Genomic DNA, 16,250 nt, shown 5'->3' with positions numbered 1-16,250 from the left:
GCGGCGCGCTGGCCGGGTTCGCCGAGGGCGCACAGCGGATCGCCGCGGCGCGCGGCTCGCTCAACGCGATCGCGAGCGACTTCACGGCCAAGGTCAACGCGGTCCAGGCGCAGGGCCGCGACCTGAACGGCACCGCGGGCGCGCCGCTGTTCGCGACCGGCGCCACGCCGACCGATATTGCCGTCTCGCTGACCGACCCGCGCGGGATCGCCGCCGCAGGGCCGACCGGCGGTGCGCGCGATGCGTCCAACCTTGCCGCGTTGCAGACGGCGCGCAGCAGCAATGGGTTCGAGGCGCGCACCACCAACCTGATCGCCGGCAACGCCGCCGCGCTCGAGCAGCGCAAGGTCGTCGCCGATGCGCAGGGCGCGATCCGCGACGGCGCGGTGAGTTCGCTCGCGTCCGCCTCGGGCGTCGATCTCGATAGCGAAGCGGTCGACCTGCTCCGCTTCCAGCAGGCCTATCAGGCGTCGAGCCGCGTGATCCAGACCGCGCGTGACACGCTCCAGACCATCCTCGATCTACGGTAACGCCCATGCAGATCGCGACCCGCCTCTTCTACGATCGCGCCACGGCGTCGATGAATTCGCTCGGTGCCAAGGCGGATTCGTTGCAGCAGCAGATTTCGAGCACGGTCAGATTGTCCGCGCCGTCGTCGGACAGCGCCGCGTATCAGCGCCTTGCCGGGCTCAAGCGCGATGCGGTCGACGACAAGGCCTATGCCGCCAATCTCGGCACCGCCGACTCGCTGCTGACGCAGGGCGATACCAGCCTCTCCGCGATTGCCGACCAGTTGCAGAGCGCGACCGAACTGGTGACGCAGGCGAAGACCGGGACGCTGAACGCGGCCAACCGCAAGGCGATCGGCGACCAGATCGCCGGCATCGTCGCGACGCTGACCAACCTCGCCAACGCCAAGGACGCGCGCGGGCAGGCGCTGTTCGGGGGCGGCGACGGTGCGGCCGCGGTGGCGACGGACGGGAGCTATGCGCTCGCCGCGAAGCCGGTGTCGGCGATCCCGGTCGGCGACGGCCAGACTATCCAGGCGAACGAGACCGCGGCGCGGATCTTCACGGTCGGCGGCACGACCAAGCCCGATGGCAGCATCGAGGGCGGCACGAACACGCTGGCGATGCTCGCGGCGATCGCGAGCGCGCTGCAATCGGACGATGGCAGCGCCCGATCGCTCGATACCGCGCTCACCGACGTCACCGCCGCGTCGGATCAGGTTTCCGCCGTCCAGGCGTCGCTCGGCGCCCGTGCCGCGCGCGTCGATCTGGAGACCAGCCGCCTGACCGACGTCGCCGCGGACCGCGAAGCGACCCGGTCCGGGCTGGAGGATACCGACATCACCGCGACCTATGTCGAGCTGCAGAAGACGATGACGATCCTGTCGGCGACGCAGGCCAGCTTCTCGAAGCTCTCCGCGCTGTCGCTGTTCGATTATCTGCGCTGAACGATTTTAATCGCACTTCGCGAAGTCTTGGTAACCGGTTGGCTACCAAAGGCGGTTAATTCTGTGGCGACGCAAGCGCCGCCATCGGCCCTGGGGGAATTTCGAACACCATGTTTCCGGTCATCGGCATCGTCGTCCTGCTCGTCATGGTGTTTGGCGGATTCGCGTTCACCGGCGGCGCGCTCGGCCCCGTCATGGAGGCGATCCCGCACGAGATGCTGATCATCGGCGGTGCCGCCGCCGGCGCGCTGATCATCGGCAATTCGGGCAAGGAGCTGAAAGGCCTCGGCGCCGGCCTGGGCAAGGTCTTCAAGGGTCCGAAGTACAAGAAGCAGGACTATCTCGACGTCATCTTCCTCGTCAGCAAGCTGATGAAGATGCTGCGGATGGACGGACCGATCGCGCTCGAGCCGCATGTCGAGGATCCGCAGTCGTCCGCAGTGTTCGCCGAATACCCGAAGCTCCTGAAGGACAAGGCGCTCGTCAACCTGATCGCCGATACGCTGCGCCTCGTCGTGGTGTCGTCGGGCACGCTCGACGTGCATGCGGTCGAGGAGGTGATGGACCACTCGATCAAGACGCATCATCACGAGGAAGAGGCGGCGCACGGCACACTCGCAAGTCTGGCCGACGCGCTTCCGGCGCTCGGCATCGTCGCGGCGGTGCTCGGCGTGGTGAAGACGATGGGCTCGATCGACAAGCCGCCGTCGATTCTCGGCGCGATGATCGGCTCGGCGCTGGTCGGCACGTTCATGGGCGTGCTGCTCGCGTACGGCATCGTCGCGCCGCTCGCGAACCGGCTGAAGCAGGTGCTCGATGCCGACGCGTCGATCTACGACGTGGTGAAGCAGATCATCATCGCCTCGTTGCACGGCCACCCGCAGCCGCTGGTGATCGAGGCCGCACGCTCGGGCATCGCGCACAAGAACCAGCCGGGCTTCGCCGAAGTCTTCGACGGGCTGAGGGGCAAGTAACGTCGTGGCCGCGCGCGCGCCTCACGGGACGAACCAGCCGCCCAAGGTCATCGTCAAGAAGATCTATATCGAGGGGCATGGCGGCCATCACGGCGGCGCGTGGAAAGTCGCGTATGCCGATTTCGTGACCGCGATGATGGCGTTCTTCCTGTTGCTGTGGATCGTCGGCGCGACCACCGAGAAACAGCGCAAGGGCATCGCCGATTACTTCGCGCCGACGATCCTCAATACGCGCTCGCTCGGGATCGGCGGCGGCGGGCTGTTCGGGGGCGAATCGATCCTCGACAAAAATCGCATCGGGCCGAAGCCAGGACAGACCAGCATGGCTCAGCTTGCGATCCCCGATGCGGGGCTCGGTGGGCCGGCGGCGGGTACCGGGCCGAAGGGGTCGCTGAAAAGCCGCGATGCGCTGACCAAGGAAGACCAGAAGAACTTCCAGGCGTTGCGCCGGCGCGTGCTCGGCCAGATCGCGGGCAACGCCAAGCTGTCGCGGTTGCAGAACCATGTCCGGTTCGTGCCGACGCAGGACGGGATGCGGATCGACCTGGTCGACGATGCGGATTATTCGATGTTCGCGCTCGGCACGACCGCGCTCGATCCCGAAGCGTCGGCGCTGATCGGCATGATCGCGGGGTCGGTGCAGGGGATGCAGAACCCGATCATGATCCGCGGCCATACCGACAGCGTGCCGTATGGCGACCCGCGTGCGATGAACAACTGGATGCTGTCGTCGGGCCGTGCCGAGGCGACGCGCCGCCGGCTGCTGTCGGGTGGCACGCCGGAACAGCGCTTCGAGCGTATCGAAGGCGTCGCCGACCGCGAGCCGCTGATCGTCAAGGACCCGTCCGATCCGCGCAACCGCCGCGTGGCGATCACGTTGCTCTACCGTCGCGGCACGTTCGGGAAGTAACGGCTGATCCTGGCGCAGCGTCGCCCGGGTTTTCGTTGGAAGCGTTTCCCAGCGGCGCGCCGAGGCCTTCGCCAGAGTGCAGGCAGTCGGCGCTGACCCATTTGACACAATAGCCCCTCGTCATCCTCGCGCGGGGGGGATTTATAGTCTCGAAGTCTAGCGATCGTGCGGCTAGGCCAGCCAATATGGGTTCCCGCCTGCGCGGGAATGACGGTTACTGGGCGGAGGCTAATGCGGGGCCTCCGCCGTCGACCGTAAGATCTCACGCCGTAAGATCTCGCGCTACGCGGGTGTAGGCGCCGATAGATCCCCAAACGAAAAAAGGGACCGGCGTCCGATGACGCCGGTCCCTTCGCTCGATGATGACGCGTCCGTTTACTCGGCGGCGGCGGTTTCCGTCTTGCGCTTGCGCGTCGTCGGCGCGGGCGCGGCGGCCGGGGCGGCTTCGGTCTTGCGCGGGCCGGGCTTGCGGCCAAGGCCGATCTTCTTCGCCATCGCGCGACGGCTTTCCGAGTAGTTCTCGGCGACCATCGGATAATCGGGCTTCAGGCCATAGCGTTCGCGATACTCGGCGGGCGTCATGCCGTGGGTCGCGAGGTGCCGGCGCAAGGTCTTGTACGACTTGCCGTCGATCATCGAGATGATGTGATCCTTCGACGCGAGCGACTTGCGTGCCGTTACGGCCGGCGTGTAGTCGGCTGCAGCCTCGACAGGGGGAGTGTCGTCCGAATTGCCGAGCAACGCCGCGACGGTTTCATGCATCTTGCCGAGGAACGCGGGGACGTCTTCGGACGAGCTGCGCGTATTCGGGTTGCCGAGCCAAGCAATCGTCAGTTCGGTTGCGAGTTCGACGGCGTTAAGGTCGGTGGTATCTTCGGCCATGTTGCACTCCATTGCAGACGATCGCCGTAACGACGTGCGACAAAGGGTTCAACCATCCAAGGCAAGGATCGCGCAGATTATATTGTAAAAATCGACATTGAAACCCGGCAAAACGAGAATCCGGTTCATTTCGATTGCTTTGGATTAAACCGCGGCACCGGGACGAATGGCCCGCGAATCGCTCGTCGCGATGCGCCGACCATGTCGTATCCTTACGCCGGCATGTCCGGATCCCGACATCGGGCGATCCGCGATCCGCGATCCGCGATCCGCGATCCGTGATCCGCGATCCGCGGTCCGGTCAGCCGCCGCGGCGTGCGCGCTCGGCCGTTTCGTTCAACTGGACGACGGTTTCGGCAAACCGATGATCGGCTTCGGCATTGCGCAGGGGCCGCACGCGCTCGACGAGAATTTCGCCGGACTCGAGGTCATCGGTCCAGAGCGCCATCACCTCGTCCGCGAATGCATCCAGCGGCATGTAGCCGGGGCGCGTTTCCTGGCCGGGCGTGAGCGTCGTCTGGACGCCGGGCGGTGCGATCTCGATAACTTCGACCTTGCCGGCGAGCACGCGGCGCAGGCTGACGGTGTAGGAATGGATCGCGGCCTTGGTCGCCGAATAGGTCGGCGCGGCGGTCAGCGGTACGAAGGCGAGGCCGGAGGTGAGGTTGACGATCGCGCTGCCTGGCTGCGTCGCGAGATGATCGACCAGCGCATTGGTCAACCGGATCGGGCCGAGCAAATTGGTGACGATCGTCGCCTCCGCGTCGGTGAGATCGCGACGCGTCGCGGCGTCCTCCAGCTTCATGATGCCAGCGTTGTTGACCAGCACGTTGAGCGCCGGATGATCCGCTACGATGCGGCGGGCGAAATCCTCGATCGCGGCGGGATCGTCGACGTCGAGCGTCGCCGCATGCATCCGATCGCGACCGGCGATCGTCTCGTCGAGCGCGGCCTGACGGCGGCCGGTGACGATGACGGTGTTGCCGGCGTCATGGAGACGGTGCGCGAGCGCGGCGCCGATCCCCGAGCCGCCGCCGGTGATCAGGATGGTGTTGCCGGTCGGGTTCATGCCTATTCTCCTGCGAAGGCCCATGCGATCAGCGCCTACCGCGACCCAACGCAGGCGCGCCGCGTTCGGTCCGGATGCGCGGCAAATTGCGCGTGGGCCGCTGCCAGCCCGACCGATGTGCCGAAGCCGTCGGCATCGTCTGCCGGGTGAAGGCGGCGAGCACGGCCTCGCCGATCGGCGACACGGCGAGCGGGAAGGGCGGGGCAGTCGTAACAGGCGTTAAGTCAGCGGAAGGCCTCGATGCCGTGGCAGTCCAGCGCCGCTACGGCGACGTGGAATTGTGTCGATCAGGCTTCGCTCACCGCTTGATCGGATTCGCAGCAGCGCTTGCGGGTTCGACGGGAGCGGGCAGGCCGCCAGGACGGGCGGCGACGACATCGCCGTATTTGCCGCAATATTTGGACTCGCCCGCGTCGCCGTGCACGTCCACGCCGCAATAGTCCCGACGCCGCATCACCACGTTGCGGAGGGTCAGTACATGCCCGTCGCGCAGTTCCACGGTAAGGTGACCGTCGGGTCCCAGCCTCACAAAGGCGGTGGACAACGTCCGGCGCCCGCGCGTCTCGTCAGGCGAGTCGACCGGTGTTGCCGCGGCGGGGATGGGAGCGGGATTTTCCGCGGCGGACACGGCTTCCAGCATCGGGCCCTGGTCAGCGTGTGCGCGATCCGCGGCACCCTGATCGGCGGGGCTCGAGCCGATTGGGCTCGGTGCGGCGGCTACCGGCGCTGCCGGCCCGGCCCCGTCCGGTCCTTGAACGGCAGTTTCTGAATTGGGACTCGATTGGCGCATGGCGGCATCCTGCGGTGAGGGCGTGCATGCGGCGAACGCTGTGAAGCTTGTTAGCAGGATGCGGAGCATCGCGTTCCCCGTCGGTTTCGGCACGCTTCCGGATAGGGGAATCGTGATCGCGAGTCACGAACGATCGGGCCTATCGATCGCACGCTGGGGTGCGCACTGGGTGCGCGCGCTGCGATTGCGTGCTCGTCAAGGCAGCGCCTGCCGAAGGGGGTGCGATGACGCTCGTCGTCCTCCGCCGCCCTCCGTTTGTTCGTGTAAAAGCCGCCGCTGCCCACGCTTCGGCGATTTTGTTGCTTTCCAGTCGCTTCCGCGCCGAATTGCGCGAACAGGCCCTTGACCGGTGTGAGTTCGCTATGGGAGTGTGAAGACAACGTGAACGAATCATTACGGTAGCATGCGCCGATTTTGATCGAAAATGGATGTCATTCGTGACGTCTCGGGCGGCAATGGCGATATAATCGTGCAAATCAGGGGAGTCACATATGACCATTTCGAACCTCGGCAGCGTTCAGCCTGACAATAACGGCCACGTCGGCGCGTTGGACTCTCCGGTGCCTTCGAACCGGCTGCCTGGGGACGACATCGTCATCGGCTCGTTCGATCCGTCGGCGAACCTCACGCCCCTCCCCGAATCCGACATGGGCGTCGGCACGTGGGATCCGTTGGCGGAGATCGACCATCTGACGATCATGAGCGGGTGCGGCTGCGCCGCGTGCCAGGGCATGCGCGACGCGCAGGGCGGCACCGACAGCGCCAACCCGAAAAATGTCGATCCGACCGGCGCCAATCCGGAAGGCAACTACATCGGCGAGTTGCTGCCGCTTGGCACCAATCCCGACGGCAGCCACTTCTTCACCGGCAACCGCAACGTCGATGCCGCGCTGATCGGCTCCAAATGGGGCACGCTGAACCTCACCTACAGCTTCCCGACCTCGGGCTCGAACTACAATGGCAGCGGGTACGACACCAACGGTGTCAGCCTGTACCATGTCGACCTCGGCACGCAGCAGCAGTTGGCGGCGCAGGCGTCGTTCGCGCAGCTCTCGGCCGCGACCGGGCTGACGTTCACGCAGATCACTGACACCGACACGGTGCACGCGAACATCCGCATCTCGCAGAGCGCGGACAACGACGTGGGATCGGCATACGGCAACTTCCCGTCCGACACGCGCGGGCTCTCGGGCGACATCTGGTTCGGCCGCACCAGCCAGCCTTATTACGATCTCGCGTTCAAGGGCACGTGGGGTTACGCCACGATGATGCACGAGATCGGCCACACGATGGGGCTGAAGCACGGGCATCAGGATTACACCAACGTCGACCTGTCGTTCTACTTCGGCGGTACGCCGCGCTTCGGCACCCAGTCGCTGACGCCGGACCGCGACGGCCAGGCCTGGTCGCTGATGACCTATACGCCCGCGCCGTTCACGAACAGCAACTTCGCCGGCGAGAAGATCAACCAGCCGCAGACGTACATGCAGTATGATCTGGCCGCGCTGCAGTATCTCTACGGTGCGAACTACACGACCAACGCCGGCGACAGCGTCTACACCTTCAGCCAGACGACCGGCGAGATGTTCATCAATGGCGTCGGCCAGGGTGCACCGTCGGGCAACAAGATCTTCCTCACCGTCTGGGACGGCGGCGGCAACGACACGATCGATGCCAGCAACTACGCCGGCGGCGTCACGGTCGATCTGCGTCCCGGCGAATTCTCGACCTTCGACCAGTCGCAGCTCGCCAACAACCTGGCTTATCAGGGGCTGACCAACCTGGCGCCCGGCAACATCGCGATGTCGCTGCTGTACAACAACGACGCGCGTTCGCTGATCGAGAATGCCACCGGGGGCGCGGGCAACGACGTTCTCGTCGGCAACACCGCCAACAACGTCCTCGACGGCGGTGCCGGCAGCGACGCGGTGATCTTCACCAACACCACCGGCGTGACCGTCACTCTCAACGACACCGGTGCGGACGTCATCGTCAGCCACGACGGCGAGACCGACACGCTGCGCAGCATCGAGAACATCGGTGGCACCGTCGGCAACGACACGCTGACCGGCAACAGCCAGGACAACATCCTCAGCGGCGGTGCATCCGGCGCGGATACCCTGTCGGGCGGTGCCGGCAACGATCGCCTGATCGGCGGTGGCTTCACCGTCACGACAAGCTTCGTGGTGACGCCGGAGTCGGCGCCGTCGCAGGCCGACATTACCAAGCCGCAGTCCGCCAACAACGGCAGCATCGCGACCGCGGTGAATACGGCCGGCGCCTACGATATCGACGACAACGCCAATATCACCAGCTCGACCACGATCCCGCACGCGACCATCAACGCCACGGCGGCGGGCGGCACGCTGGAATATTACCGCGTCGACGTGACCGCGGCCGGCGCACAGGCGATCTTCGACATCGACGGCAACGGCTCGCTGGACGACAGCATCATCGAACTCGTCGACGGCAACGGGACCCTGCTGGCCAACAACGATACGGGTCCGGGCGATCCGGGCACGAACTTCAACGACGACGCCTATATCAGCTACACGTTCGCGGCAGCCGGAACCTATTACATCCGCGTCGGCCGCTATACGTCGGGGGCGGTCGCCCAGCCGATGCTGGCCGGTCAGACATACCAGCTGAACATCTCGCTGCAGGGCGCGGCTGGATCGACCATCTTCACGACCAACAACACCAGCAGCCTGGTGGCCGACGGTGGCGAGGGTAACGACTATCTGCAGGGAACGATCGCCAACGACATCCTGAACGGCGGCAACGGCAATGACACCGCATCGTTCGTGACGGCGAACAGCACCACGGCAACGGGTGTCACGGTCGACCTGAACCTGCAGGGCGCGGCGCAGAACACCGTCGCGGCGGGCAACGACACGCTGATCGGCATCGAGAACCTGATCGGTTCGGCGCTCAACGACACGCTGATCGGCAACGCGGACGCCAACGTCATCGAAGGCGGCCTCGGCAACGACACGCTGGTCGGCGGCGCCGGCAACGACACCGCGTCCTATGCCGGCTCGCTGGCGGGCGTGACCGCAAGCCTCGCACTGCAGGGCGTCGGGCAGAACACGGGCAGCGCAGGGACGGACACGCTCAGCGGGTTCCAGAACCTGCTCGGCTCGGCGTTCAACGACAGCCTCACCGGCGATGCGACGGAGAACACGCTGACGGGCGGCGCGGGCGACGACACGCTCAACCCCGGCGCGAACGGCGTCGGCACCGTCGACCTGCTCGACGGCGGCACCGGATCGGATACCGCGTCGTTTGCGGGCTACACGGCGGGCGTCACGGCCACGCTGGCCGGTGCGGCGGACGGCACCGCGAGCGTCGATGGATCGCAGATCGCGGTGCTGCGCAGCATCGAGAACCTGCTCGGCGGTGACGGCAACGACACGCTGACCGGCGATGGCAATGCCAACGTCATCGAAGGCGGGCTCGGCGACGACACGCTCAACGGCGGCGCGGGCATCGATACGGTGTCGTTCAGCGGTGCGACCGGCGTGACGGTCGATCTTTCGATCCTGACCGCCCAGAACACGGGCCTCGGCAACGACACGATCACCGGCTTCGAGAACGTCCGCACCGGCTCCGGCGCAGACACCGTCACCGGCGACGCCAACGACAACATCTTCTTCGAAGGTCGTGGCGCCGATAGCTATACCGGCGGCGCCGGAAACGACACCGTCGACTATTCCGCCGCGACCTCGACCGTGACGGTCAACCTCAACACCATCGCGGCGCAGAATACCGGCGTCTTCGGGGGCGTCGACACGATCCGCGAGATCGAGAACGTGACGGGTGCGGCGGCCTTCTCGAACAGCCTCACGGGTGGAAACACCACGGCCAACCTCCTGGTCGGCGGCGCTGCCGCGGATTTCCTGGTGGGTGGCGGTCTCGGCGACAGGCTGATCGGCGGCGCGGGCAACGACGTGATCTTCGGTGACTATGTCAACGCGTCCAGCAGCGGCGCGACGACCGCCGATGGCGCCGACGTCCTCGAAGGCGGCGCAGGCAACGACAGCCTCGTCGGTGGCCTGGGCAACGACATCCTGCGTGGCGGCGATGGCGACGACACGCTGGTCGGCGGCATGGCCGCCGGCACGGTGTCGGGGCTCAGCGCGATCTTCACCAACGACGGCGGCGACGACACGTTCGACGGCGGCGACGGCACCGATATCGCCTATGCCTATTATACCGACCACACCGGCGCGATCGCGTTCGATCTCGGCAATTTGGCGGGCAACAGCGCGATCACGGTCGACGGCGTCCAGCGCGGCGAGTTCATCAGCGTCGAGCGCGTGGTCTTCCGCGGCGGCACCGGGAACGACGTCGTACGCGGTGGTGGCACGGTGGACACGCTGGTCGGCAACGCCGGCGACGACGTGCTCGACGGTTGGTACGGCAACGACACGCTGTCGGGCGGGCTCGGCAACGACACGCTGATCGGCGGCGAGGGACTGGATACCGCCACGTACGTGAACTCGACGGCGGGCGTGACGGTGGATCTTCGTATCCAGGGTACGGGGCAGTTCACGATCGGCGAAGGCATCGATACGCTGATCGGCATCGAATACCTGACCGGCTCCAGCTTCGGCGACACGCTGCAGGGCAATGACGACTTCAACCTGATCATCGACAACGCGGTCGCGTCGACCGCGACGGCGCTCAGCCAGACGGACTCGCTGTTCGGCTATGGCGGCAACGACAGCATCCTGGCGACGCGCGCCGCCGCCGCGGTGGCGACCAACCTCACCATGGACGGTGGCGACGGCAACGACTTCATCGAACTGCGCAGCGGTACGCTTTCGGCGGCGCTGGCAGCCATCCCTGACGGTCTCTCGACCGCTACCTATCTGGCACTGGGCGCGACCTCCAACGATCGCAACAGCGACGTGGTGACCGTGAGTGGCGGGGCAGGGGATGACCGGATCGTCCTGACCGGCGTTGCCAGCGCGACGGTCGATGCCGGATCGGGCGACGATATCGTCAGCATCAGCATGCGTGGCGCGTCGACCGTGAACAACTACCAGCTTACCCTCGGATCCGGGGCCGACGTCATCCAGTTCGGCGTCGGTGCGTCGGCGGCGAGCTCGACCGACGTGGCGACGACCGTCCGGACCAGCCGCGTTACCGACTTCCAGGTCGGCGATGACGGCGACTCGTTCGAGATGTCCGACTTCCTCAACCGCGGGCTGACCGGCCATGTGGCGAACAGCGACGCGTTCGCCGATGGTCATCTACGCCTCGTCCAGTCGGGCACGGATCTGTTGCTGCAGACCGATCGCGATGGCGCGGGATCGACCAACGGCTTCGTCACCGTCTTCACGATCAGCAACGGCTACACGGGCGGGTTCACGGCCTTCAACTTCGACGGTGCGATCGGTGATCTGACCCTCACCGGCTTCGCGATCGACGAGACGATCACCGGCGCGACGGGCAACGACGTGCTGAGCGGCATGGACGGCAACGACGTGTTGATCGGTCTTGCCGGGAACGACACGCTGTATGGTGGAAACGGCAACGACACGCTCGATGGGGGTGCCGGCAACGACACGCTCGACGGCGGCGCGGGTATCGATCGGGCAGGGTATGACAGCCTGTTCCGGATCTCGGGCATGTCGACCGTCGCCGGCGTGACCACGCTGAACGGCAGTGCGGCGGACGGTACCGACACGCTGACGAGTATCGAACACATCACGTTCCGCGATGGCGAGTTCAGCACCGATCCGGACAGCGTGGGTGCGCTGATCACGCGCCTGTACGATACGGTACTGGATCGTGGTCCCGATGGGATCGGTCTCGATTACTGGGTCGATCAGGTCGAGGATCACGGCACGAGCCTCTTCTCGGTGGTCGACACGTTCGCATCCGACGCGACGTTCCAATCCGCGACCGGCAGCCTGTCGAACGGAGCGTTCGTCGATTACATCTACCAGCAGGCGCTGGGTCGTGCGGCCGACGATGCGGGTCGGACGTTCTGGACGGGGCAGCTGGATGGCGGCCTGTCACGCAGCGGGTTCCTGTTCGACATCTCGGAAAGCGCCGAGCATCGCGCGGTGACGGCCGAGGTCGTCGGGCATGGGTATTTCCAGACCGACGACACCTATCAGTCGATCGCCCTGCTGTACGACAGCATGAGCAACCGACTGCCTGACGATGCCGGCCTCACGTTCTGGGCCGAGCAGGTAAAGTCCGACGCGCTGACGGTGAACCAGGTTGCCGATACCTTCGCGGCTTCGGCCGAGTTCACCAGCATGACGCAGGGGTTGAACAATGGTCAGCTGGTGGACCTGATGTACCAGAACTCGCTGGATCGGGCGCCCGATGCAGGCGGTCGCGCCTTCTGGGTCGACCAGCTCGATCATGGCCTGTCGAAGGGTGCGCTGTTGTATGAGTTCTCGGCATCCGCAGAACACACGGCATTGCTGGCGGCGAACATCATCGGCGGGATCGCGGTGTAACTAAGCGACCGGTCAGGGAACGTGAAGGCGCGGGATTACGGGTTTCCGTACGATCGCCCTTCTCGTTTCCCGGACCCGATGTGGCCCCGATCGGCCACGCAATCGCACCGCTAAAATGCTGGCGGTTGCCACTGAATTAGGGCACGCACCGGCGCGGGGGAAACGACCGCGCCGGTGTTCTTTTTACGGTATCCGTCACGCTTTCTTCCGCGACGTGAACGAACAGCGGCACCTTATGCGACGGTCCAGGGCAAATATCGTATGACTGTATCAGCAGCGCGCAGGCGCAGCATCGGACGTGCCGGGCGCGTCATGCTTGGCTGCGGACTGGCGATCGGCGTCGCGCCTGCGGTGCAGGGGCAGGTGATGGCCAGCCCGCCGGGTTCGCTGGTCGTCGATCCGCAACAGGGGGCTACGCCGCGCCCGCTTCCCGCATCGCCGACATTGCCGCCCGCTGCGTCGCCCGTCAGTCCCGTACCGGCGCCGACATCGCCCGCCCAGCAAGGTCCGCTGCTGCCGATCCCGACGACGAACGTGGTCGTGCGGCCGACCGGCGCACAGCCTGTCCCGGCGGCCACCGCGGCCCCGCGCCCGCTGCCACGGCGCAGCATCGCGGGTGGGCTGCCGGCACCTGGCGGCGACCCGCTCCGGATCGATCCGGCCACTGATCCTGTCTTGCGCCTGGCGCGCAATTCCAGCGATCCGGCGCTGTTCCACCGCGCGATCGCCGACGCCGTGCGGCGCAACCCGGCGCTCGACGAAGCGACGGCGCAGGTCGAGGAGGCCGACGCGGTCCGTGCCGAGGCGCGCGCGCGCAGACTGCCGACCGCCGATTTGTCGATCTCCAGTTTCCAGATTCTCAGTCGCGCGTTTTCCAACGATGTCGGCAACGTGCTGGAGCGCTCGCGTCCCCGCGGCCGGACCGACGGGCTCGTCCGGGTGCAGCAGCCGGTGGTGGATTGGGGATCGAGCCTCAACCGCATCCATGCGGGCGAGGCACGGCTCGAGGCGGCACGCGCGGGGGTCGAGGATACCGGCACGCAGATAGCGCTGCGGGCGATCGCCGCGTGGTACCAGGTCTATGGATACCGGGTGCTGGTGCGGCTCGCCGATGCGTTCACTGCCAGCCAGGGCGATCTGCGCGTCGCCTTGCAGGATCGCGTCGCACAAGGGGCCGCGGCGCCCGCCGATGTCGCGCAGGTCGACAGCTATATCGCATCGGCCGATGCGCAGGCGGCCGATTTCCACCGGCTGCTGACCAGTGCGGAAGCGCAATATGCCGCCGTGATCGGCTCGCCCGCGGTCGGCGATCTCGGCCGTGCGCCGGTACCCGCGCTCGACCGGATCGGAAAGGCCGCGCTTGCGGGCGATATCGATCGCCTGCCGACGGTGCGTGCCGCCCGGCTGGGAGCGGACGCGGCGCGGCTCGATGCGCGCGCGCTCCGCGCGGATCAGCTGCCGCAGCTTTCGGCTGGCCTCGATGCGGGCCGCTATGGCATCATCGAGACATCGCGCGACTATGACGTCCGCGGCAGCGTCACCCTGTCGATGCGGCTCGGTGGCGGGGCGGCGGAGCGCGGTCGCCAGGCGACGGCGCGCGCCAACGGGGCCGATGCACGGTTGCGCCGCACGCGGATCGACGCCGAGCGCGATGCCGAGATCGCCCTGTCGGATGTCGAGGCGCTGGAGGCGGCGCGGAAGGCGATCGAGAGCAACTACATCGCCAGCCGGCAGTCGCGCGACGTGCTGGCCGAGCGGTTCCGCGTGTCGCGTGGCACGCTGTTCGATCTGCTGGGCGCCGAGAACAATTATTTCGGCGTCGCCGCGCGCTACATCCAGACCGTGATCGAGCTCGACAGCGCGCGTTACGCGCTTCTCGCCCGGACCGGCCGCCTGCTGCCGGAACTCGGCATCGATCCCATAACGCTGAACGCAACGCTGGACCCCCGATGAGCAGATCCCCCGACATGGTCGAGCATCCCCGCCCCCGTTTCGCGCCGTGGCTGATGGAGCCCATGCTGCGCAACAAGGGGACCTACATGAAGGTCGCCCTGGCCGCGGCGATGGTGAACATCTTCGGGTTGATCACCTCGCTCTTCACCATGACGGTGTACGACCGGGTGGTGCCGAACAACGCGATCACGTCGCTGGTGGCGCTGTCGATCGGGCTGGTGGTGGTGGTGGTCTTCGACTTCCTACTGCGGATATTGCGGGCCTATTTCACCGATCTCGCGGGCGCCGACATCGATCACGACATCGGCAGCCGCGTCTTCCGGCGGCTGGTGGCGATCCGGCTGGACCAGAAGAAAGGATCGACCGGCGCGCTGACCGGCATGATGCGCGAACTGGAGACGCTGCGCGACTTCTTCGCCTCCGCCACCATGACCGCGCTGGTCGACGTGCCCTTCATCGTCGTGACGCTGGTGTTCATCGCGATCCTCGGCGGACCGCTGGTGTGGGTGCCGCTCGCCGCCATTCCGATCGTGATAGGGGCCGGGTGGCTGACCCGCCCTGCGCTCGATCGCCTGTCGGCGAAGTCGATGAGCGAGGGATTGACCAAGCAGAGCGTGCTGATCGAAACGGTCGGCGCGCTGGAGATGGTCAAGACATCCGGCGCGGCGCGTCTGCTCGGGCGCCGCTGGAGCGCGGCCAACGTCGCGCATGGCGACAGCTCGACGCGGCAGCGGCTGGTCTCGACGATCGCGATCACGGTGGCCGCCTCGGCGAACACCTTGTCCTATGCGGGCACGGTGGTCGCGGGCGTGTTCCTGATCGCCGACCACCGGCTGACCACCGGCGCCTTGGTCGCCTGTTCGATCCTGTCGGGCCGCGCGGTCCAACCGCTCGCGACGATCGCCTCGCTGCTATCGCGGCTGTCGGCGACGCGTGCATCCTACAAGCAGATCAACGGCATGATGGAGACGGGGTCGGAGGAGCCGGGCGCGGGCGCGCTCCGCCCGGTGCGGTTCGACGGCCGCATCGAACTGCGCGGGATCGAGTTCCGCTATCCGGGCGCGGCCGAGAAGACGCTCGACGGTCTCAACCTGGTCATCCCCGCGGGACAGCGCGTGGCGCTGCTCGGCAGGATCGGCTCGGGCAAGTCGACCATCGCGCGCCTCATCCTCGGCCTGTACCCGCCCCAAGAAGGCCTGGTGATGATCGACGGCACCGACATCCGCCAATATGATCCCTGGGCGATGCGCGGCCTGATCGGCACGGCGCTGCAGGAGCCGGTGCTGCTGTCGGGGAGCGTTCGCGAGAATATCGTGCTTGCTCGCGACGGGGTCGACGATGCCGAGATGCTCCGCGTCTCCGAACTGTCCGGTGCGCATAGCTTCATGGGCCGGATCGCCAACGGCTACGACCTCCGGCTCGCCGATCGTGGCGAGGGACTGTCGGGCGGTCAGCGCCAGGCGATTTCGCTCGCCCGCGCGCTGGCCGGCAAGCCGCAGATCATCGTGTTCGACGAGCCGACCAGCGCGATGGACCAAGCCAGCGAAGCACAGCTGATCGGGCGGCTGGAAGCGGAGCTGCAGGGCCGCACGCTGGTGCTCATCACCCATCGCCCGGCCCTGTTGCGCCTCGTCGATCGGATCGTCGTGGTGGAGAACGGCCGGGTCGTCCAGGACGGCCCACGCGATGCCGTCCTCAAGGACCTCCAGCGCCCCCGCGTCGCAGCCTGAGACC

11 protein-coding genes are annotated in these 16,250 nt (G+C 66.7%); 8 read left to right on the top strand and 3 right to left on the bottom strand.

What is annotated here, in order from left to right:
* The 4 genes from O6Y00_RS18215 to O6Y00_RS18200 all read left to right on the top strand — a co-directional run.
* A partial coding sequence (locus O6Y00_RS18215) for a flagellar basal body rod C-terminal domain-containing protein (protein ID WP_353443981.1) occupies positions 1–530 on the top strand: 530 nt, incomplete at its 5' end.
* A 5-nt stretch (positions 531–535) separates the two neighbouring features.
* Positions 536–1,456, top strand: coding sequence for a flagellin (locus O6Y00_RS18210; RefSeq protein ID WP_353443980.1), 921 nt, complete (start codon positions 536–538; stop codon positions 1,454–1,456).
* A gap of 110 nt (positions 1,457–1,566) precedes the next feature.
* On the top strand, positions 1,567–2,430 hold the full coding sequence (gene motA / locus O6Y00_RS18205; RefSeq protein ID WP_056061555.1) for a flagellar motor stator protein MotA: 864 nt from the start codon (positions 1,567–1,569) through the stop codon (positions 2,428–2,430).
* Between the two features lie 4 nt (positions 2,431–2,434).
* On the top strand, positions 2,435–3,340 hold the full coding sequence (locus O6Y00_RS18200; RefSeq protein ID WP_353443979.1) for a flagellar motor protein MotB: 906 nt from the start codon (positions 2,435–2,437) through the stop codon (positions 3,338–3,340).
* A 375-nt stretch (positions 3,341–3,715) separates the two neighbouring features.
* Here the strand turns inward: O6Y00_RS18200 and O6Y00_RS18195 are convergent, their stop codons facing one another.
* The 3 genes from O6Y00_RS18195 to O6Y00_RS18185 all read right to left on the bottom strand — a co-directional run bounded on the left by O6Y00_RS18195 (position 3,716) and on the right by O6Y00_RS18185 (position 6,081).
* Positions 3,716–4,222 carry a MucR family transcriptional regulator gene (locus tag O6Y00_RS18195; RefSeq protein WP_353443978.1) on the bottom strand — a complete coding sequence of 169 codons (507 nt, stop codon included), beginning with the start codon at positions 4,220–4,222 and terminating at the stop codon, positions 3,716–3,718.
* Positions 4,223–4,523: 301 nt separating this feature from the next.
* On the bottom strand, positions 4,524–5,291 hold the full coding sequence (locus O6Y00_RS18190) for an SDR family oxidoreductase (RefSeq protein WP_353443977.1): 768 nt from the start codon (positions 5,289–5,291) through the stop codon (positions 4,524–4,526).
* A gap of 298 nt (positions 5,292–5,589) precedes the next feature.
* Positions 5,590–6,081, bottom strand: coding sequence for a hypothetical protein (locus tag O6Y00_RS18185; RefSeq protein ID WP_353443976.1), 492 nt, complete (start codon positions 6,079–6,081; stop codon positions 5,590–5,592).
* Positions 6,082–6,305: 224 nt separating this feature from the next.
* Here O6Y00_RS18185 and O6Y00_RS18180 point away from each other — a divergent pair, with 224 nt between their 5' ends.
* The 4 genes from O6Y00_RS18180 (at position 6,306) to O6Y00_RS18165 (ending at position 16,246) form a co-directional block, all read left to right on the top strand.
* Complete coding sequence (locus O6Y00_RS18180) at positions 6,306–6,455, top strand: hypothetical protein (RefSeq protein WP_353443975.1); 150 nt, start codon at positions 6,306–6,308, stop codon at positions 6,453–6,455.
* 117 nt (positions 6,456–6,572) lie between these two features.
* Positions 6,573–12,563, top strand: a complete 5,991-nt coding sequence (locus O6Y00_RS18175; protein WP_353443974.1) for a DUF4214 domain-containing protein — start codon at positions 6,573–6,575, stop codon at positions 12,561–12,563.
* A 261-nt stretch (positions 12,564–12,824) separates the two neighbouring features.
* Complete coding sequence (locus tag O6Y00_RS18170; protein ID WP_353443973.1) at positions 12,825–14,516, top strand: TolC family protein; 1,692 nt, start codon at positions 12,825–12,827, stop codon at positions 14,514–14,516.
* Positions 14,513–16,246 (top strand): ATP-binding cassette domain-containing protein, encoded by a 1,734-nt coding sequence (locus tag O6Y00_RS18165; protein WP_353443972.1) that lies wholly within the window; start codon positions 14,513–14,515, stop codon positions 16,244–16,246. The genes O6Y00_RS18170 and O6Y00_RS18165 overlap by 4 nt, the downstream gene beginning before the upstream one ends.
* The last annotated feature ends 4 nt before the right edge of the window (positions 16,247–16,250 follow it).

The organism is Sphingomonas faeni (assembly GCF_040407565.1).
Taxonomy (GTDB): domain Bacteria; phylum Pseudomonadota; class Alphaproteobacteria; order Sphingomonadales; family Sphingomonadaceae; genus Sphingomonas; species Sphingomonas faeni_F.
This window is presented reverse-complemented; position numbering and strand designations above follow the sequence as displayed.

Coding starts and splice junctions, on each gene's coding strand:
- O6Y00_RS18210 (WP_353443980.1), top strand. CDS start 536: ATGCAGATCGCGACCCGCCTCTTCTACGATCGCGCCACGGCGTCGATG.
- motA (WP_056061555.1), top strand. CDS start 1,567: ATGTTTCCGGTCATCGGCATCGTCGTCCTGCTCGTCATGGTGTTTGGC.
- O6Y00_RS18195 (WP_353443978.1), bottom strand. CDS start 4,222: ATGGCCGAAGATACCACCGACCTTAACGCCGTCGAACTCGCAACCGAA.
- O6Y00_RS18190 (WP_353443977.1), bottom strand. CDS start 5,291: ATGAACCCGACCGGCAACACCATCCTGATCACCGGCGGCGGCTCGGGG.
- O6Y00_RS18185 (WP_353443976.1), bottom strand. CDS start 6,081: ATGCGCCAATCGAGTCCCAATTCAGAAACTGCCGTTCAAGGACCGGAC.
- O6Y00_RS18180 (WP_353443975.1), top strand. CDS start 6,306: ATGACGCTCGTCGTCCTCCGCCGCCCTCCGTTTGTTCGTGTAAAAGCC.
- O6Y00_RS18175 (WP_353443974.1), top strand. CDS start 6,573: ATGACCATTTCGAACCTCGGCAGCGTTCAGCCTGACAATAACGGCCAC.
- O6Y00_RS18170 (WP_353443973.1), top strand. CDS start 12,825: ATGACTGTATCAGCAGCGCGCAGGCGCAGCATCGGACGTGCCGGGCGC.
- O6Y00_RS18165 (WP_353443972.1), top strand. CDS start 14,513: ATGAGCAGATCCCCCGACATGGTCGAGCATCCCCGCCCCCGTTTCGCG.